Genomic DNA, 19,137 nt, shown 5'->3' with positions numbered 1-19,137 from the left:
GGAAACGCCCGGACTGCGCACAGCCCGGGCGTTTTGCTTCAGGAGCCGAAAGAGGGATCATGGAAGACAAAGCTCACTTTCCGTCCGTGAACCCGGTTTCGGCAGGGCTGTCCGGAAAATGCCCGCGCTGCGGACAGGGCAGGCTGTTCGACGGTTTTCTGAGCGTCAAACAATCCTGCGCCGCCTGCGGATTGGACTATTCATTCGCGGATAGCGGTGACGGTCCGGCTGTTTTTGTGATCATGCTTGTCGGCTTCGTGATCGTGGGTCTGGTGCTTTTTGTCGAACTTTCGTTTCAACCGCCCATCTGGCTTCATTTGCTTTTGTGGCTGCCGCTTACGGTCATCCTCGCCGCATCCGTGTTGCGTCCCTTGAAGGGGCTGATGATTGCGCTGCAGTTCCGGCACGAGGCCAAAGAAGGCAGGTTGGACACAAACGGCGAAGACTGATTATGCGGCGACCCTTGAACATAGAGAAACGGCCTGCCCATGGGTGGATTTAAGAAACTCCTGATACCTGCACTCGCAGCAGCCGTCGGCCTCGCGATTCTCTTGAACCTCGGGTTCTGGCAGCTCAACCGCCTGGAATGGAAAAACGGCCTGATCGCACAGGTCGAGGAAGGTATCGGGAAAGCACCGTTGCCCGCTCCCGGGCCTGCAACCTGGCAAGCGTTGGATGAGCGCGACGACTATCTGCATGTCGTTCTGGAAGGCGCGTTCCTGGAGGGCAACACTTTTTATTACACGGCGCTGTCCGATCCGGCTGGCCCGCTCGGTGGCCCGGGCCTGATGGTGTATGCGCCTTTCAGGACCACGGACGGCTGGACGGTCCTCGTCAATCGCGGATTTCTGCCGCAGGAGCTTGACGGCGAGCCCAGGCAAAAGGCGCTCGGCGCACCTTCGGGCCGGGTTCAGGTCTCGGGACTGTTGCGGCTCAGTGAAAAACCGAACTGGACAACACCCGAGCCCAATGCGACCGACAGATTATGGTTTGCACGCGATACCGGCGCCATGGGGGACGTTCTGGGCCTGGACCCTGGCAGTCTCGCCCCGTACAGCGTCGATCTGGATGCAGCTGCAACACCGGCGGCCGGGGTGCCGCAGGCAGGCGAAACCCTGGTCCGCTTCAAGAATGATCATCTTGGATACGCGCTGACCTGGTTTGGGCTCGCGGCGACACTCGTGGGCGTGTTTCTTGCCTACGCGGCCAGTGTTCTCTGGCCGCGCAAGCAGAGTTCCGGCGCTTAGCCGAGCGCTTCGAGAATGGCGGCTGCGCCGGTTTTCGTGGCTTCACCGGGTGCGTCTTCAACAGCCAGGAATGTAACCTCGCCGTCCTTTGCGATCAGGGCGAACCGCTGGGAACGAAGGTGGCCGAAAATCGGCGCCGGTCCGAGACCGAGCCCGATCGCTTCGACAAACTCCGCGCCCGTATCGGCCAGGAAGGTGATCTTTCCACCCGTGTTGGACGCCTTTTCCCAGGCGTCCATGACGAAGACGTCGTTGACGGACAGGACGGCGATCGCGTCGACACCCTTGTTCTTCAGGGTTTCCGCATGTTCGACGAAGCCGGGGAGGTGGTTCATGTGACACGTCGGAGTGAATGCCCCGGGCACTCCGAACAGGACGAGTGTCTTGCCGCCCGACAGGTCGGCAACTGACATCTCGCCGGGCCCGTCGCTGCCCATGATCTTGAATGTGGCGTCCGGTAGACGATCCCCAACCTTGATTGTCATCTCGATTATCCCTTTGCTGGATGGCTGAACGAAGAAATCGTTGTCGCAGACATAGGGCGTCCGCCGTCAAACGTCGAGGGAAGACTTGCTCATGAGGTTTGAAATGGGCGCCGTCCGGGTGTTTATTTGAGCCACTCGGGCATGATGCGTTCCAACTTCTCGATGCCCGACCCGTCCGCTGTCAGCACGAGCCGAAGCTGTTCGTCCTCGGAGGTTGTCGTCAACCCCTTTGTCGAAAGACGCCACAGCGCGATCCCGTCAGCATGCGACACAAGTTTCGGAAGTCCGATGTAGGAGCCCTCCGGGCCGGCCGCGAACAGGTCAATGTCCCGACCGTCGGCGGCCTGCGCCTCGATCATGATGTAGTCGGCCCCGTCGAAGGACACGGACCTGAATTCAAGGCCATCCGCTGGCCCGGAACCGGGCACCGCCGCAAGATCGCGCTGAACGAGTTTGCCGGAAAGCTTGTCGTTTTGCTCACCGGGACGAAAGTCGAGCGACAGGGAGGCTTCGCCGGGAACGCATATATCCTTGCAGATGCCGAAAAAGACCTCGATTTCCAGGCGCGCCGGGTCCGCCGCGCTGACGGGCGTTATCAGGAAAGGCAGAACGATGCCGTCGTGATAGACGATGGATTCCGAAAACCCGTCATTGTAGCGCTCCGGGACCGGATAAAGAATGTCGAGGTCCGCAACATTTTGGGAACTGGTGACGCTGATCTGGGGTGGGATTCCGGCTTCACCGGCGTACCGCCAGTAGGTGTGCCAGCCCGGTTCCATCAGGAATTCAAGACCTGCCCGGTAGTGTCCGTCCTGCAGGGGGCCTTCGGAGATCAGCCGGACGGCCCCGCCATGCACCTCGACCCAGTCCGTCATGGCGGCGCGGGCGGTGGCGAGGGTGCACAGGAATGCAGCGAGAAATGTCAGGACGATCTTTGTCATGCCGTCAGTGCTACACCAGATTGGCAAATGCGTCATCGGCCGGCCGGGGTACGGACGGTCATAAACGCGTGACGGCCGCGTTACGCCGAAGTGAAAATCAGGACGTATCATAGGTAGAAACAGTCATTAACAAAGCCATCCAAAGACGCTATGCTTCACTCTTGTCGGCGAAAGTCACAGAGTGTGTCGAGGTGTGGATGACCGGAGCAGAAGAAACGGACTCTCTTGAAGGACAGTTTCTGATTGCAATGCCGAGCATGGCAGACAGCCGGTTCGAACATTCGGTGATTTACCTTTGCTCGCACTCGGACCAGGGTGCAATGGGCCTTGTTGTCAATCAGATCGCACGGCACCTTTCGCTTGAGGAACTCCTCATTCAGCTTGATATCCTCAATGACGAAAGTGCCATTCGCCTGCCGGACAGTGTCCGGGACATGAATGTGCACAAGGGCGGCCCTGTCGAGGTGGAACGCGGGTTTGTCCTGCACAGCGATGATTTCATGCTCAATCAGTCAACGCTGACCATCGACAACGGGATATGCCTGACGGCGACGCTGGAGATCCTGCGGGCACTCGCCCAGGGGGACGGACCGGAACAGGCCATCCTGGCGCTTGGCTATGCCGGCTGGGCTCCGGGCCAGCTTGAGAACGAAATTCAGGCGAATGGCTGGCTCACCGCACCTGCCGATCCCGAGATCCTGTTCGACACGGATTTCGACGCCAAGTGGCATCGGGCACTCGGGTCGATGGGGATCGATCCGGCCATGCTCTACACCGACGCCGGGCACGCCTGATCCGGATGCCGGTCGCAGACCTCCGATACTGTCCGCAGACGGTCATTGAATTCGCCAAAACCGACTTGCACTTGAATGTTATGGCGCGTAAGTCGCTTGAGTGGCATGTTTATCGGCGAGTGCCGGGTTGGGCATGTGGTGTGGGTCGGGCGGCCGGGGGCAGCGCGCACGGCTTGCTGGACACGCGAAAGAGGGAAATGGCAGGGTGAAATACAGCAGTACGCGCGGTGAAGCGCCGGTCTTGGAATTTTCCGATGTCCTGCTGCAGGGGCTTGCCCGTGACGGGGGGCTCTATCTTCCCGAGACCTGGCCGCAGTTTGATGCCGCCACCATTGCTTCGTTTGCAGGCAAACCCTATAGCGACGTCGCGTTGCAGATCGTTCAGCCGTTTGTCGGCGATGCGATCCCCCGGGACGATCTGAAGAAAATGATCGACGAGGCTTATGCCGGGTTCAGGCACCCTGCGGTGACGCCTCTCGTCCAGACAGCTCCGAACACCTTCATTCTCGAGCTCTTTCACGGGCCGACGCTGGCCTTCAAGGACGTGGCGATGCAGCTCCTTGGCCGCATGATGGACTATGTGCTTGCGCAAAAGGGACTGCGCGCAACCATTGTCGGCGCGACGTCTGGAGACACGGGCGGCGCGGCGATCGAGGCATTTCGGGGACGCGACCGGACGGACATCTTCATCCTGTTTCCCGATGGCCGCGTTTCCAATGTTCAGCGCCGTCAGATGACGACCCCTTCGGAGCAAAATGTGCACGCGCTTGCGCTCACCGGCAACTTCGACGATTGCCAGGCGATCGTGAAGGGTATGTTCAACCACTTCTCGTTCCGGGACCGGGTCGCGCTTTCGGGCGTGAACTCGATCAACTGGGCTCGGATCCTGGCACAGATCGTCTACTATTTCGTGGCAGGCGCAGCCCTCGGAGCGCCGTCGCGCAAAGTGTCTTTCACGGTGCCGACAGGCAATTTCGGCGATATTTTCGCGGGCTACGCGGCCATGAAAATGGGCCTGCCGGTGGAAAAGCTGATCGTCGCCACCAACATGAACGATATTCTGGCGCGCACGCTTGAGAGCGGCCGCTATGAAAAACGCGGCGTCACCCCGACAATCTCGCCGTCGATGGATATCCAGGTCTCGTCCAATTTCGAACGCCTTCTGGCCGAGGTCAGCGGCCGCGACGGCGTGTCGGTTCGCCGGATGATGAACCAGCTGTCCCAGTCGGGCAGCTTTGCAATCGAGGACGAACCGCTCTCAAGGATCCGGGCGCATTTCGGGGCCGGGCGCAGCAGCGAGACACAAACATCTGAAACGATAGCAGAGGTCTGGAAAGAGGCCGGATATCTGCTCGACCCGCATACCGCGATCGGCGTTCACGTGGCGAAAGATCACGACGACGGTTCGGTGCCGATGGTGGTTCTTGGAACCGCGCATCCGGCAAAGTTTCCGGATGCGGTTGAAAAAGCCTCGGGTAATCGTCCAGAATTGCCCGATGACCTGAAGAACATGATGACTGCGGAGGAGCGCCAGCAGGTATTGGCGGCAGAACAGGACGTGGTGGAGCGATACATCGAAAATCACGCCAGGGCCGTCACCACCACGGTGTAGGTATATGAAAGTACAAACAACGGTCCTGGACAACGGGATGACGGTCGTGACCGACCAGATGCCGTATCTGAAGACGGCGGCTCTCGGGGTGTGGGTGCGGACCGGGTCGCGTGCCGAAACGGTGCAGCAGAACGGCATCACCCACTTGCTCGAACACATGGCGTTCAAGGGCACCAACACCAGAACCGCGCGCAGCATCGCGGAGGAGATCGAGGCGGTCGGCGGCGAACTGAATGCGTCGACGAGCATAGAACACACCAATTACTATGCGCGTATCCTCTCAGAAGACACGCCCCTGGCGGTCGACATCCTGTCGGACATTTTGCAGAACTCGACCTTTGATGCCCAGGAACTGGCGCGCGAACAGCATGTCATTCTCCAGGAAATCGGCGCGGCCAACGATTCACCGGAAGACCAGGCTTTCGATCTGTTTCAGGGAACCGCGTGGCCGGACCAGGCAATCGGGCGTCCCATTCTGGGGACACCGGAAACAGTACAGGGGTTCAACAGGGACGCCCTCAATGCGTATCTCGCGGATCGTTACCGGGCGCCAGACATGGTCCTGGCCGCTGCAGGTGCCGTTGACCATGATGAACTTGTCGCCATGGCGCGCGAGAAATTCAGCGGTTTCGACGGCAGGGCCGCGGCGGATGATACGACCGCACAATATCAAGGCGGCGAAACCCTGCGCAGCAAGGACCTGATGGAAGCCCAGGTGCTGATCGGTTTTGAAGGTCTGCCCTACAAGTCCGACGATTATTACACCATTCAGATCCTTGCATCCGTCCTGGGAGGCGGGATGTCGTCACGGCTGTTCCAGGAAATTCGGGAAAAGCACGGGCTGTGTTATGCGATCTATAGCTTTCACTGGGCCTTTTCCGACACCGGTTTGTTCGGCTTGCATGCCGCGACCAGCCATGACGATCTCGCCGCACTCATGCCGATGATTGCCGACGAACTGGTTTCGGCGTCACAGACGATCACAGACGAGGAAGTCGCCAGGTCACGAGCGCAGATACGGGCGGGACTGATGATGGCCCTTGAGAGCCCCGCGGCACGGGCGGGGCAGATCGCGCGGCAAATCCTGGTGCACGGACGTGTACTTGGTCCGGACGAAATTTCGAGTAAGATCGAGGCTGTCACTGCGGAGGATATGCGCCGGGTGGCGCATGAGACCTTTGTCGGCACGGCGCCAACGCTGACTGCGATCGGCCCTGTGGACGGCATCATGACGGTCGATGACCTGACGGGAAGACTGGAGCAGGGGCCGGTATTGCGGGCCGCCTCCTTGTAGACACGGAGTTTTGTGCATGGCGTTGCTACGGCCGGGATCTGCACCTGACGCCGAGCTGCTTATTGAAGCGGGGGGCTATTTCATGCGCCCGCCGCTGATGTGCGACTTCAAGGCCTGGGCGGAACTGCGCGAGGACAGCCGTGCATTCCTGAAGCCGTGGGAACCGCTCTGGCCGTCGGACGATCTGACGAAATCCGGTTTCCGGCGGCGTCTGCGGCGCTATTCGAAAGACCGCAAGGAAGGCCGCAGCCTGACCTTCCTGCTTTTCCGCTCCAGAACGCAGGACATTCTCGGCGGACTGACGCTGAGCAACATCCGGCGCGGTGTCAGCCAGTCGGCGACGCTAGGCTACTGGATGGGGGAACGTCACGCCGGCAAGGGGCACATGTCCGCGGCCGTCGCCATGATTTTGCCGTTTTGCTTCAACGTCCTGAACCTTCATCGCATCGAGGCGGCCTGCATACCGGTCAACACACCGTCCATACGTCTGCTCGAGAATGCCGGGTTTCGCCGGGAAGGATATGCGCGCAACTACCTGTTAATTAACGGAACTTGGCAGGATCATCTGCTTTTTGCATGTCTTGCGGAGGACCACGCAGCGTTTTCAGGGAAAATCACGCCCAGTGTAGAGGGTATGCTGAAAGAATTCTTGTGACATGAGCCACAACCCGGTAGTTCTTCGCTCCATGTCGATTTTTTCAGCCGATCAGATCCTTAATTTGATCAGACGTACGTTTTTTGTCTTTTGCACTGTTGTTGCGGCGCTTGCAGGTGCGCCCGCGAGTGCTCTCGAACCGATCCCCGTTCCGATCGACGTCGAGGCGCTGGACGTCACGGATTCGATCGAGATGCACCGGGATGCCGGAACACGCCTCCAGGTGTCGACCGCGCCGGGTGCCGACGGGATCGTGCGCCGGATCGAAGTGCCCTCGCGTGACGGAAGCAACACCAACTGGGCCGTCTTCGCACTCGCCAATACCAGCGATGAACAGATCGACCGGCTGATTGTTGTGCCGAATTACAAGCTGGACGGATCGGATCTGTTCTGGCCGGATCTGGGATCGTCCCGCATCACCGCAATCACGCCGAGCCAGGGCATTGCGCCGGTGCGGCTCAAGAGCCTTGAAGCGGACGTCTTCCTGGTGACGCTGGATCCCGGGTCGATCGTCACCTTCGTGGCGGAGCTGACGACGCCGAACCTGCCCGAGGTCCGGATCTGGGAACCGGACGTCTACAAGGAAACGATCAACGCCTACACGCTGTATCGCGGGATTATTCTCGGCATTTCCGGCCTGCTGGCGCTGTTCCTGACGATCCTGTTCGTGGTCAAGGGCACGGTGATGTTTCCGGCCACGGCCGCCCTTGCCTGGTCCGTTCTGGCCTATCTGTGCATCGACTTCGGCTTCTGGGGGCTTGTCTTCAATCTCGACGGCGGCAGCAGCCAGCTGGCGCGCGCCTGCGCCGAGGTCATGCTAGCGGCCAGTTTGCTGATCTTTCTCTACGCCTACCTCAATCTCAATCGCTGGAACATCCACTATTCCCATCTGGCGCTGACAACGCTGATCCTGATCCTCGGGCTGCTCGGCGTTGCGGTCTGGGATCCGTCGATCGCGGCCGGCATCGCGCGGCTTTCACTTGCCGTCATCGGCGCGCTTGGGTTCCTAACGATCGCGGTCCTGGCGTTCCAGCATTATGACCGCGCGATCCTCCTGATCCCGACATGGTGCCTGCTGATCGCCTGGCTCATCGGATCCGCGATGACCGTGACCGGCTACCTTTCCAACGACATTGTTCAGCCGGCGCTCGGTGGCGGCCTCGTGCTGATCGTTCTCCTGATCGGCTTCACTGTGATGCAGCACGCCTTCGCAGGCGGCGCCATTGCGCAGGGACTCATCTCCGATGTCGAACGCAAGGCGCTCGCCCTGACCGGTGCAGGCGACATCATCTGGGACTGGGACATTGACCGCGACAGGATCTACACCGGCAATGAGGTGGAAGAACTCCTCAACCTGAAACGGGGGGCTCTGGAAGGTCCGGCAAGAGACTGGCTGGAAGTCCTGCATCCGCAGGACCGCGACCGGTTCCGCGCGACCCTCGATGCGGTCATCGACCAGCGCCGCGGCAAGGTCATGCAAACGTTCCGCCTGAGATCCGAAGACGGCCATTTTCGCTGGTTCCGCCTGCGTGCACGGCCGATCATCGGCGCGGATGGCGAAGTCATAAGGTGTGTCGGTACGTTGCTGGATGTGACCGAGGAACGCACGGCCGAGGAACGCCTGCTGCACGACGCGGTGCATGACAATCTGACGGGCCTGCCCAACCGCGAGCTGTTCGTCGACCGGCTGCGCACGAGCGTCGTTCGCTCGAAGGCGGAGGAAACATCGAAGCCGACGCTTCTGGTCCTCAATCTGGACCGCTTCAAGCAGGTGAACGACAGCATCGGCCTGTCGGCCGGCGACAGTATATTGCTGACCGTGGCACGCCGGCTCGGACGCCTCATCGGCCAGCAGGACACGCTCGGACGCCTGTCCGGCGATCAATACGGGCTGGTGCTGCTCTCAGAGCAGGAGCCGGACAGGATCGTCGCCCTTGCCGACGCGCTGCGAAAGGTGGTGCGTGCGCCGATTACCTTCGGTGACCGCGAAATCTTCCTGACCTGCTCGGTCGGTATAGCCTTTTTCGAAGGCGGCAAGCAGGCCGTCGAAGACATGCTGACCAACGCCGAGATCGCGCTTAACCATGCCAAGCGGCTTGGGGGGGACCGGCAGGAAGTGTTCCGCCCGATCCTGCGGCCGCTCGACAAGAACATCGTCGATCTTGAGGCGGATCTGCGCGATGCCATCAAGAAAGAGACCCTCGGTGTCTTTTTCCAGCCCATCGTTCGCCTGGAGGACCAGTCGATCGCGGGATATGAGGTGCTCGCACGCTGGACCCATCCCAAGCGCGGCAAGATCGCACCGTCCGAATTCATTCCGATCGCCGAACAGTCCGGGCTGATCAACGAACTGGGAATGTATGTTCTCGACAAGGGAGCGCAGCAGCTTGCGTTCTGGCAGCGGGAATACCCGATGCAACGGCCGCTCTTCGTGTCCGTCAACCTGTCATCGAGGCAGCTCCTGAAGCAGGACCTGATCAACGACGTGAAGGCCGTCCTGTCCAGAACTTCGCTAGAGCCGGGAACCTTGAAGCTGGAATTGACGGAGTCTCTCGTCATGTCCAACCCCGAATATTCGGCAAAGGTTCTTGAACGGCTTCGCGGCCTGGGCGCAGGCCTGTCGCTCGACGACTTCGGCACCGGCCACTCGTCGCTGTCCTACCTGCAGCGTTTCCCGTTCGACACGATCAAGATCGACCAGTCCTTCGTGAAGCCGAACAATTCGTCCGCACGGTCGGTTCTCCTGGGTACGATCGTCGCCATGGGACACGATCTGGGCATGTCGGTGGTTGCGGAAGGGGCGGAGAGCGAAGGCGATGCGCTCGAGCTCTACCAGCTCGGCTGTGAATATGCCCAGGGCTTCTTCTTCGGGGAAGCGATGTCCGCGTCCGAGGCCACCAAAATGCTTCGAAAGATGCCGGCGGAAGCTGAAAGCGCATAAAAAACGCGCCGGCAAAGAGGTTTTCAGGGAACCAGAACGGGAACTGTTTTGTCGGTTTTCCGGATATCGACAGGCGTTGCGCCGAACGGGTCGCCGTCGACCTGGGCTGCGACGGGTCTTGTGGCGGTGATTCTTGCGGTCGAGAACGGGCGCACAGCCGCACCTTTGGCCTTGTGAATCCGGCCCGTCATCAATGCAATCCCATATTGCAGGGATGACCAGGGGTCGTCCCTTTCAAGCACGAGCATGTGCAGGCCCGGGTCCGTTGCGCCGCCCGGACAGATGACAAAAGGGCCGCCGTAGTGACGCGCATTGCTGGCAACCGCAAACTTTCCTGACAGCGTTTCCCCATCAAGCAGAATGTTCAGCTTCGTTGCCTTGCGTTTGAATGCGATCTTGAGCGCCGTGATCACATAGGCCAGCTTGCCCAGTTTTCTTTTGAGAGCCAGCGGCACCGCATGAACAACCTCCGCGTCGAAACCGCTGGAGGCCATGAGAACGAACGGCCTGCCATTGGCAAGACCGAAATGCAGCGGCTTTGTTTTCTGCTTGTGGATCATCTCGGCGATTGCGCGCGGATTTCGCGGCAGGCCGAGTTCCAGGGCAAGAACATTGGCGGTTCCGAACGGGATCACGGCAAGTTGCGGCGGCCTGGGGTGATGCTGCAGACCTGCAAGTGCCTCATTGATCGACCCGTCGCCGCCTGCAATGACAAGTGTGCGGACGTTGAAGTCGGGATCGGCACATGTCTCGCCGATCTCCCCCGCGTGTTTCGTAAGCCTGATGACAGTCCGGAAGCCCAGATCTTCGAGACGGTTACGCACACTGTCGAGGAAGTCCGCCTTGTAACCGCCGGACGTCGGATTCGCCATGATGAGCACGGAACCGGGCATGTCCGGTACCGACGGACGCTTTGAAACCGGGGCGGACCACCAGAATACTCTCACGCGATGTCCTTTTCCGTTCGAAACGGGAAATCAGCCGCCGTTCTTATACGGGGCCATGCCGCCGCGCGCCAGTTCATCCGCGCGCTCGTTGTCAGGATGGCCGGCATGCCCCTTGACCCAGTGCCAGGTCACGTCGTGGCGCTGTTGCGCCTCGTCAAGGGCTTGCCACAGATCTGCGTTCTTCACCGGCTTGTTGTTGCTGGTACGCCAGTTCTTGCGTTTCCAGCCCGCCAGCCATTCACGGATACCGCTGCGCACGTAAGTGCTGTCCGTGTAGAGGTCGATGGCACAGGGTCGCTTGAGGGCGTTGAGGGCTTCAATGGCGGCCGTCAGTTCCATGCGGTTGTTGGTGGTCTCCGGTTCCCCGCCCTTCAGCTCTTTCTCGTGTTCGCCGAAGCGCAGCAGCACGCCCCATCCGCCGGGTCCCGGATTGCCCGAGCACGCGCCGTCCGTAAAAATCGTCACGCGGTTCTGAGCCGTCATCGTTCCAGCCCGTAAGCCTGCGTGCCTTCGATCGTCTGGTGAAATCGAAGTTTCTTGAGGTATTCCAGCGGATCCTTTGGCGTGACGAGTGCGCCTTCCGGCACACTCAGCCAGTCGAACAGCCGCGTGAGCAGGAACCGGAGGGCGGCCCCCCGGCACAGCGTCGGCAGGGACGTGTATTCATCAGCCTCGAGCGGCCGCACGCTCGTATAGCCCTTCAGGAGGGCTCTGGCCTTGGTCACGTTGAACGACAGGTCCTTTTCAAAGCACCAGGCGTTCAGGCAGATCGCGATGTCATAGGCAAGCGCGTCATTGCAGGCAAAGTAGAAATCGATCAATCCGGACAATTCGTCGCCGAGGAAGAACACGTTGTCCGGAAAGAGATCGGCATGAATGACGCCATTCGGCAGGTTGTCCGGCCAGGCCTTTTCCAGATGGTCCAGTTCGCTTGCGATTTCAGCCCCGAGCCCTGGAAGAACGTCGTCGCTCCGGTCGCTGCACTGGTCAAACAGCGGCCGCCAGCCGTCGACGTTGAGCGCATTGGTTCGAAAACCCTCATAATCCCGTCCGTCCAGATGCAACTCGGCCATGGCCTTGCCGAGCTCGGCGCAGTGTTCGACCCGCGGTCGCTTGACCCACATCCCTTCCAGAAAGGTGACAAGAGCGGCAGGACGGCCGGCCAGTTCACCGAGCAGAATTCCGTCTTTCGAGGGCACCGGTGTCGGGCATGACAGGCCTTTGCCGGCGAGATGCTGCAGCAGGTTCAGGAAAAACGGCAGGTCATCCGGGTTCACCCTCTTTTCATAGAGCGTGAGGATGTATGACGCCTTGTCGGTGTGAACCAGGAAATTGCTGTTTTCCACGCCTTCGGCAATGCCCTTGAAGGAGAGCAGGCGTCCAACATCGTAGGAGCCGATGAAAGCCTGCAGCTCTTCATCGGTCACTTCGGTATATACGGCCATCTTGTTACCCGGTCGCTGCGCGGGCAGGCGAGACCACGTCTCTGAGTTCCCGTGGCAGATTGAAGGAAATGGTTTCTTCGGCTGTTCGCACGGTCTCGACGGTTACACTGAAACGTTGTGCAAACGCGTCGATGATCTCCTCGACCAGGGTTTCCGGCGCTGATGCGCCGGCAGTCAGCCCAAGGGAACCAATGTTGTCAAAGTCGGGCCAGTTGATGTCGCTTGCCCGTTGTATCAGAACGGAAACCCGGCAGCCGGCTCTCTCGGCGACCTCCCGAAGCCGCTGTGAATTCGACGAATTCGGCGCACCGACAACAACCATCGCATCCACGCTCGGCGCGACATGCTTCACGGCTTCCTGCCGGTTCGTGGTCGCGTAGCAGATGTCTTCCTTGTGAGGGGCAACGATCTCGGGAAAGCGTTCCTTCAGGACCGCGACAATTCCAGCCGTGTCGTCAACCGAAAGGGTGGTTTGCGTGATATAGGCGAGGTTCTTGTCGGATTTCGGCTCGAACCGGCGCGCGTCTTCTTCGGTTTCGATGAGCGCCACCGTGCCCTCGGGTAACTGACCCATTGTGCCGATTACCTCCGGATGACCGGCATGCCCGATCAAGAGAACCTCACGGTTGCGGCGATCGTGGATCTGCGCTTCCTTGTGAACCTTGGAGACGAGCGGGCAGGTCGCGTCCAGGAAGAACATGTTGCGTGCCTGTGCGTCCTGCGGAACGGACTTGGGCACACCGTGCGCCGAAAAAATCACCGGCCTGTCGATGTCACCGGCGGGAATCTCGTCAAGCTCTTCGACAAACACCGCGCCTTTCGCCTTCAAACCGTCGACAACGAATTTGTTGTGCACGATTTCGTGACGCACGTAGACCGGATTGCCGTATTTTTCGAGCGCCAGTTCAACGATCTGGATTGCCCGATCAACGCCTGCGCAAAACCCGCGTGGTGCACAAAGACGGATGGAAAGCGGTGGTTTGTTCTGCTCGGGGATGCTCATATTGCCCTTTCAGCAAATCCTCATAGGCGCAATAAGGGGTTCAAGCCGTTTCCTGTCAAGTCGGGTGTGCGGAACTGCGCACTAATTCAGCCACATTGTGCTGCTTGAAGCTTTCCTGTGAAGTGATCTCGCCAAGGATCGGTCTTCCTGCTATGACACTCCGCCATGTTGCTGTTCGATCTAATGGAAAAATGATGATCTCTGCGTTTCAGGCTCTTGCGAATGTGAAACTGAAGACCTGTCTGTCGGCCGGTATCTGTGCGGCGGTGCTCGCCGGGTGCGGCGGCGGTGCCGACAGTGTCGCGGGCAAGATCATCAGCGGAGGCCAGGAACCGATTGAGGTCTCACCTGCAACGTTCGCTCCTCCGGTTCCGTGTCCGCCGATGGAGCTTAAATCGAACACGTTCCTGATCCGGAACTATGTACGCGGGAAACAGGACGAATCGGAAGGGCTGCTCTACCAGGCAACTGTTGAGGACTGGGCGAACAGCTGTACGCAGGAAGCCGATGGCGGACGGCGCATGAAGGTGGGTTTGTCAGGCGATGTGACGCCCGGACCGGCCTGGAAGGGGGGCGAGGTGAAGTTGCCTCTCCGGGTTGCCGTCGTTCCCGGCGGATCGGGTGCCGAACCCCTCAGCTCCGAGGTTCTGACCGTTCCGGTCACGCTCAACGAAGGGGCTCCGGCGGAAAAGTGGACGTTGATTGAAGACAAGTTCACGATACCGCAGGGCGCGAGCGTCAAGGTCGTGTTCGGCTTTGACGAGGGACGCCGCCGCTAAGCCGGCAGCGCCTGCATCCCGGACTTCTTTGTCTTCGCAGGTTTCTTGCAGTTTCTCCCGTATTGACAAGGGCATGTTGCCCTCTCACAATCCGTTTCCACTCAGGGTCGTGCCCTGGTGGGCGTGTTTTTGCGCGCTAGTCCCATGCGGGAGAAATCGGGCTGACACGCCCGGTGCCGAAGGAGCAACCGCCCCGGAAACTCTCAGGCAAAAGGACCGCAGGGGAAAAAACGCTCTGGAAAGCAGTGCTCCGCCAAGCCTTTGGTGGAGTGCTCACCGACGGAGTAGCTGCCGGATGCCGTGTTCGCGTCCTGCGGGAAATCTCTCAGGTTCTCAGACAGAGGGGGTGCTGGCTGGCGGGGAAGGCGAATCCCTGGTGGATGGCTGCGCTCTGAACACGGGGACCTGGATGACCGGCAACGCTGACGTGCCTTTCTTGACGCCGTCGAGAACTCATATAGTGCGCTTCGAAACACCGGCACACCGTTCACCGGTCTTCTTCGCACGAACCGGATCCGCTGCGCCCCTGTCGGCTTCCCTTGCTTCTTCCCGGATAAACGCTGACTTAGGATGACGACATGACGACCTATTACTCAAAAGATCACGAATGGATTTCTGTCGAGGCAGGTGTGGCAACCGTCGGCATCACGGCTTACGCGCAAGAGCAACTTGGCGATGTGGTTTACGTCGAACTCCCTGAAGTCGGCGCCGAGATGGCACAGGGCGACGAGGCCGGGGTTGTTGAATCGGTCAAGGCCGCGAGCGAAGTCTACGCGCCGATCGATGGCGAGGTTTTCGAGATCAACGAGGCTCTTGCCGAGGAACCTGGAAAAGTGAACGAGGACCCGGAGGGCTCTGCCTGGTTCCTGAAGATGAAGGTCGGCGACGAAAGTCAACTTTCCGAACTGCTCGACGCTGCGGCCTACAAGGCATTTCTGGAGACTTTGTGAACCATGGCGGGGCATTTCTACAAGGCATTGGTTGAGTGGGCCTGCGACGGTGATTATGCGGCAAACGCATATTCGCGCGGTCATATCTGGCGGTTTGACGGGGGGCTTGAAGTTCCCGCCAGCGCTTCGCCGACCGTCGTTCCACTGCCGCATTCGGTGGAAGCAGCCGTCGATCCGGAAGAGGCGTTCGTGGCGGCAATCTCGTCCTGCCACATGCTCTGGTTTCTCGATCTCGCAAGGCGCGCGAATTTCAATGTCGCCAGCTACAGCGACCACGCGGAAGGTGAAATGAGCCGTGTCGCCCGAGGCAAGATGGCAATATCCAAAGTCGTGCTGCGTCCAGAGATAACGCTGATCGGCACCGAGAAGCCGGATCAGGAATGGCTGACGGCGATCCATGAAAAAGCGCATGACGTCTGCTTCATCGCCAACTCGGTCAAGTGCGAGATCGCGGTTGAACCGGAACCGGTCAAGCTGGTTGCCCCCTGATGCGGTTGTGATGCGCTAGTCACCTGAATCTGAAGTTCGACTCATTTTGCAGCGGGCTTCGAACGAACTTCAAATTCACCGCACTAGCCTTTTGTGCCCTGACAGTCGCCCCGGCCACGTGCCGGGGTTTTTCATTCCGGGACGTCCTGCGCTTTTCAGGAAGAGGTCAGCAAATCGAAATCAAATATTGACAATAAAATTGTCAATATGGCAATAAAATTGTCAAAGAGGCTTGAAATGAACAAACCCGTTGAACTCTATGAAATCATCCGCTTGATCCGGCCGGTTCATCGCCGTCTTGCCAGGGCCGTGGAAGCCAAGCTGAACGGCACCGGCGTCACGGTCGGCATGCGGGCGGTGATGGAGGTTCTCAGCGAAACCGGACCTCTTTCCGTTCCCGACACCGCACGAACGCTGTTTCTCGCCCGTCAGCAGATTCAGCTTTTGATGAACGCGTTGGAGGAAGGAGAGTTCGTCGAGCGTCGGCCGAATCCGGCGCACAAACGCTCGCCTCTCTTCAGTTTGAGCGAACGTGGCCGGACAATGTTTGCCGAGATCCGGGCTTCGGAGAATAACGAGATGGAGATGATCTGCCGGCAGTTCACCGAGCAGGATCTCCGTTCGTCTCAACAGGTGCTCTGCGCCATGCTCGATCATTTTGCGGATTATGAGGACGATCCCGATCGTCCGAGACCTTTCTGACAACGGCACATCAGGAGTGAAACGATGGTTGGACTATGGAGCGTGATCGGACTGTTTGCCGTCGTTCTGGCAGGTCTGGTTCTTTACACGTTCAAAATCATGCGCAAGATCGGCACGCCGACGAAAGGGGACAGGATCGATCCGGGCAAGCGCCCGAACGCGGCCCTCGTGGTGATTGATGTGCAGGAGGATTTCACGCGCAGCACCGGCGCCAACGCATTTGAACCCGGCTACAGGGATGCCGCCATCGCGGAGATCAATCGGTCTGTTGCAGCAGCCCGTGTTGCCGATATGCACGTGGCATTCGTAAAGCATGTGTTCCGGGACAAGCTGGCGATCCTGATCATGAAACTGGTCGCAAAAGGGGCGGGAACGCCGGGCCGGAAGGGGTTGCGCATTGATCCGGCCCTCGAAACGGCGGAAGCGCCGATTTTCGAAAAGTCGATCGGGGACACGTTCTCCAGCGCGGCATTCGAGGCGTGGCTTGCCGCGCACAGCGTGGGAAGGCTGACGCTGGTCGGACTGGATTCCTGCCACTGTGTTCAGTTGACGGCGAAAGGCGCGCTTGCACGCGGCTACCAGGTCGAGATCAGGGAGCCGGGGACCCTGACGGCAACCCCAAAGAAATGGGGGCCGCTGAAACAGGAACTCAGTGATGCCGGCGCAGTGTTCTGCTGAGGACTGTGAAAGCCGGCAATATGTGAGCCCTGACCCTAGGCGACGGACTGGACATGTGGCACGGTTACCTTACGACACGTCGTTGGACACATTTGTCGGGGGAACCATGTTTCGACCGTTTGTTTTGGCAATAACCGCATTTTCCGTTTTTTCTTCAGTTTCTCAGGCCGCCGACAGGGTTGCCATCGTTTTTGACGGCTCCGGCTCCATGTGGGGGCAGATCGAGGGCCGGACCAAGATCGAAATAGCACGCGATGCAATGTCCGGGGTTCTCGGAAACCTGCCGGGCGATCTGGAACTCGGACTGTTTGCCTATGGCCACCGGGAAAAAGGCAAGTGTTCCGATATCGAACTTGTCGTGCCGCCGGGCCCGGGAACCGCTGCTGCCATCAAGGCGGCAACAGACGCCATCACACCCAAAGGGAAGACACCTCTCTCGGCGGCTGTCCGCCAGGCCGCCGAAACGCTCCGCTTCACCGAGGACAAGGCAACCGTCGTGCTGGTGACCGACGGGATTGAAACCTGCAACGCCGATCCCTGCGCGCTCGGCAACGAACTTGCCAGACTGGGCGTGAACTTCACCGCCCACGTCATCGGTTTCGGACTGAGCGAAGAGGAAGGCCGCCAGGTTGCCTGCCTCGCTGAAAACACCGGAGGTCTCTATATTCAGGCCGGCAGCACCGAGGAACTGTCCGACGCGCTGACGGCGACCGTCGAAACGGCACCCGTAAAGGAAGCGGCTGCCGTTCCGGCGCAATTGCCAGAGGCCTCGCTTGAAGCGCCGGACCGCGCGGAAATCGGCTCCAGGATCGATGTCACCTGGCAGGGGCCGGGCGGACGCTACGACCAGGTGGAATTTTTTGACCCCGGTGCGCGCGGGGGCGAGGGCAAGCGCCTGCGCTCCAAGTCGGTCGTCAATGGCGACTTTGACAACAACCGGGTGTCCATGACGGTGGTAACCGAACCCGGCGCCTATGAACTTCGCTACTGGGATGGTTCCGGACGGCAGGTTCTGGCAACGCGCATGATCGAGGTGACCCCGGCGGAGGTGGCTCTGTTTGCGCCCGACGAGATCGCCATGGCCCGTCCCGTAACCGTTGAATGGATCGGTCCGGGCGGGCGCTACGATGCGGTCGAACTTTATGACGTCAGTGCGCGCGGGGGCGAAGGCAAGGTTCTGCACAACAAGCGGCTTCGCAACGATGATTTCGACAACAACAAGGTGACCATGCCGACACCGGCAAAACCGGGCACCTATGAGCTTCGCTATTACGCGGGAGAGGACAAGGCGGTGCTTGCCACACGTCCGCTGCAGATTATCGAGGCGGTGGTCACGCTCGAAACGGAAGAAGCGGCAGAAGCCGGCAGTCCGATCGTCGTCGACTGGGTCGGCCCCGGCGCCCGCTACGACAGCGTCAAGCTGGTCGATCCCGCAAGCGGTAAGAAACTGCACGAAAAACGCCTGAGGAATGATGATTTCGAAAACCAGAGGGTTACCTTGCCCGGCCCGGTAAAGCCGGGTCCCTATGAACTCCAGTACTACAACGGAGACAACAAGGCGGTTCTGGCATCGTTTCCGATCGAGGTGACCGCGACCGTTGTCGAGCTTGCAGCGCCGGACGAGATCGGCCAGGGCCGGCATCTGACGGTGACCTGGACCGGCCCCGGCGCGCGCTATGACAGCGTGCAATTCTTCGATCCAAGAGCAAGAGCGGGCGATGGCCGTGTTGTGCATCAAAAGCGTCTGCGCAACGACGATTTCGACAACAGCAAGGTCACCCTGCCGAGTGCCGCCAAACCGGGCAACTACGAACTGCGCTATTTCAACGGCGACAACAAGACCGTCCTGCTGACCCGTCCGATCACGGTCGTTCCGCTTGAACTGTCGATAGACGGACCGGACAGCGTCGAGACGGAAACGAAGTTTTCGGTTTCCTGGAAGGGCCCGGGTGCGCGCTACGATTCGGTGCAGATCTGGGACCCGGCGGGGCGCAGCGGCAATGGCCGCGCCGTATTCGAAAGACGCGTCTGGTCAGGAGACATTGACGCGCAGACTGTCAGTCTGACGGCACCTGAAAAAGCGGGCAGCTACGAACTGCGTTACTTCAACGGAGACAACAAGGCCGTTCTTTTCACCCGTCCACTCTCGGTGCAGTGACTTGCACCGGTTTGGAT

Annotated in this window: 19 protein-coding genes and 1 riboswitch; of the genes, 13 read left to right on the top strand and 6 right to left on the bottom strand. The window is 59.9% G+C overall.

The window, feature by feature from the left end; all coding sequences use genetic code 11:
* Window positions 1–56 precede the first annotated feature (56 nt).
* Both RBB49_RS02055 and RBB49_RS02050 read left to right on the top strand, forming a co-directional pair.
* A complete protein-coding gene (locus tag RBB49_RS02055) occupies window positions 57–449 on the top strand; it encodes a DUF983 domain-containing protein (RefSeq protein ID WP_306141346.1) in 393 nt (130 codons plus the stop codon).
* A gap of 39 nt (window positions 450–488) precedes the next feature.
* The gene (locus RBB49_RS02050; protein ID WP_306140994.1) at window positions 489–1,247 is read left to right on the top strand and encodes an SURF1 family protein; all 759 of its coding nucleotides are present in this window, start codon (window positions 489–491) and stop codon (window positions 1,245–1,247) included.
* Here RBB49_RS02050 and RBB49_RS02045 read toward each other — a convergent pair.
* Both RBB49_RS02045 and RBB49_RS02040 read right to left on the bottom strand, forming a co-directional pair.
* Entirely contained in the window at window positions 1,244–1,732 is a 489-nt protein-coding gene (locus RBB49_RS02045; RefSeq protein WP_306140993.1) for a peroxiredoxin, read from the bottom strand. The two genes, RBB49_RS02050 and RBB49_RS02045, sit on opposite strands and share 4 nt — an antisense overlap.
* A 122-nt stretch (window positions 1,733–1,854) precedes the next feature.
* The gene (locus RBB49_RS02040) at window positions 1,855–2,673 is read right to left on the bottom strand and encodes a protein-disulfide reductase DsbD domain-containing protein (protein ID WP_306140992.1); all 819 of its coding nucleotides are present in this window, start codon (window positions 2,671–2,673) and stop codon (window positions 1,855–1,857) included.
* 197 nt (window positions 2,674–2,870) lie between these two features.
* Here RBB49_RS02040 and RBB49_RS02035 point away from each other — a divergent pair, with 197 nt between their 5' ends.
* The 5 genes from RBB49_RS02035 to RBB49_RS02015 all read left to right on the top strand — a co-directional run bounded on the left by RBB49_RS02035 (window position 2,871) and on the right by RBB49_RS02015 (window position 9,969).
* Window positions 2,871–3,467 carry a YqgE/AlgH family protein gene (locus RBB49_RS02035; RefSeq protein WP_306140991.1) on the top strand — a complete coding sequence of 199 codons (597 nt, stop codon included), beginning with the start codon at window positions 2,871–2,873 and terminating at the stop codon, window positions 3,465–3,467.
* Window positions 3,468–3,672: 205 nt separating this feature from the next.
* Window positions 3,673–5,079, top strand: a complete 1,407-nt coding sequence (gene thrC, locus RBB49_RS02030; RefSeq protein WP_306140990.1) for a threonine synthase — start codon at window positions 3,673–3,675, stop codon at window positions 5,077–5,079.
* A 4-nt stretch (window positions 5,080–5,083) separates the two neighbouring features.
* Window positions 5,084–6,373 (top strand): pitrilysin family protein, encoded by a 1,290-nt coding sequence (locus RBB49_RS02025; RefSeq protein ID WP_306140989.1) that lies wholly within the window; start codon window positions 5,084–5,086, stop codon window positions 6,371–6,373.
* 16 nt (window positions 6,374–6,389) lie between these two features.
* Complete coding sequence (locus RBB49_RS02020; RefSeq protein WP_306140988.1) at window positions 6,390–7,028, top strand: GNAT family N-acetyltransferase; 639 nt, start codon at window positions 6,390–6,392, stop codon at window positions 7,026–7,028.
* 31 nt (window positions 7,029–7,059) lie between these two features.
* The gene (locus RBB49_RS02015; RefSeq protein ID WP_306140987.1) at window positions 7,060–9,969 is read left to right on the top strand and encodes an EAL domain-containing protein; all 2,910 of its coding nucleotides are present in this window, start codon (window positions 7,060–7,062) and stop codon (window positions 9,967–9,969) included.
* Window positions 9,970–9,992: 23 nt separating this feature from the next.
* On the opposite strand, the gene RBB49_RS02010 is transcribed toward RBB49_RS02015, so the two are convergent.
* Genes RBB49_RS02010 through ispH form a run of 4 tightly spaced genes read right to left on the bottom strand, consistent with a single transcriptional unit; the run spans window position 9,993 to window position 13,364 of the window.
* Complete coding sequence (locus RBB49_RS02010) at window positions 9,993–10,916, bottom strand: diacylglycerol kinase family protein (RefSeq protein WP_306140986.1); 924 nt, start codon at window positions 10,914–10,916, stop codon at window positions 9,993–9,995.
* 30 nt (window positions 10,917–10,946) lie between these two features.
* Window positions 10,947–11,399, bottom strand: coding sequence for a ribonuclease HI (rnhA, locus tag RBB49_RS02005; protein ID WP_306140984.1), 453 nt, complete (start codon window positions 11,397–11,399; stop codon window positions 10,947–10,949).
* The gene (locus RBB49_RS02000; RefSeq protein ID WP_306140983.1) at window positions 11,396–12,361 is read right to left on the bottom strand and encodes a homoserine kinase; all 966 of its coding nucleotides are present in this window, start codon (window positions 12,359–12,361) and stop codon (window positions 11,396–11,398) included. Before RBB49_RS02000 ends, rnhA begins: the two co-directional genes overlap by 4 nt.
* A gap of 4 nt (window positions 12,362–12,365) precedes the next feature.
* Window positions 12,366–13,364 carry a 4-hydroxy-3-methylbut-2-enyl diphosphate reductase gene (gene ispH / locus RBB49_RS01995; RefSeq protein ID WP_306140982.1) on the bottom strand — a complete coding sequence of 333 codons (999 nt, stop codon included), beginning with the start codon at window positions 13,362–13,364 and terminating at the stop codon, window positions 12,366–12,368.
* A gap of 194 nt (window positions 13,365–13,558) precedes the next feature.
* Here ispH and RBB49_RS01990 point away from each other — a divergent pair, with 194 nt between their 5' ends.
* From RBB49_RS01990 to RBB49_RS01965, 6 genes are all read left to right on the top strand, one after another.
* Window positions 13,559–14,143 (top strand): hypothetical protein, encoded by a 585-nt coding sequence (locus RBB49_RS01990; RefSeq protein ID WP_306140981.1) that lies wholly within the window; start codon window positions 13,559–13,561, stop codon window positions 14,141–14,143.
* A 137-nt stretch (window positions 14,144–14,280) separates the two neighbouring features.
* Window positions 14,281–14,372, top strand: a riboswitch (glycine riboswitch).
* Between the two features lie 349 nt (window positions 14,373–14,721).
* Window positions 14,722–15,093: a glycine cleavage system protein GcvH gene (gene gcvH, locus RBB49_RS01985; protein ID WP_306140979.1), complete on the top strand. Its 372-nt coding sequence runs from the start codon at window positions 14,722–14,724 to the stop codon at window positions 15,091–15,093.
* A 3-nt stretch (window positions 15,094–15,096) separates the two neighbouring features.
* On the top strand, window positions 15,097–15,582 hold the full coding sequence (locus RBB49_RS01980; protein WP_306140978.1) for an OsmC family protein: 486 nt from the start codon (window positions 15,097–15,099) through the stop codon (window positions 15,580–15,582).
* 237 nt (window positions 15,583–15,819) lie between these two features.
* Window positions 15,820–16,284: a MarR family winged helix-turn-helix transcriptional regulator gene (locus RBB49_RS01975; protein WP_306140977.1), complete on the top strand. Its 465-nt coding sequence runs from the start codon at window positions 15,820–15,822 to the stop codon at window positions 16,282–16,284.
* A gap of 24 nt (window positions 16,285–16,308) precedes the next feature.
* On the top strand, window positions 16,309–16,962 hold the full coding sequence (locus RBB49_RS01970) for a cysteine hydrolase family protein (protein ID WP_306140976.1): 654 nt from the start codon (window positions 16,309–16,311) through the stop codon (window positions 16,960–16,962).
* 106 nt (window positions 16,963–17,068) lie between these two features.
* Complete coding sequence (locus tag RBB49_RS01965) at window positions 17,069–19,120, top strand: VWA domain-containing protein (RefSeq protein ID WP_306140975.1); 2,052 nt, start codon at window positions 17,069–17,071, stop codon at window positions 19,118–19,120.
* Window positions 19,121–19,137 lie beyond the last annotated feature (17 nt).

Origin of the sequence: Roseibium sp. MMSF_3412 (assembly GCF_030733265.1) — a bacterium.
GTDB lineage: Bacteria > Pseudomonadota > Alphaproteobacteria > Rhizobiales > Stappiaceae > Roseibium.
Note: the sequence above shows the minus strand (reverse complement) of the source record. Positions and strands in the feature narration are given on the sequence as shown.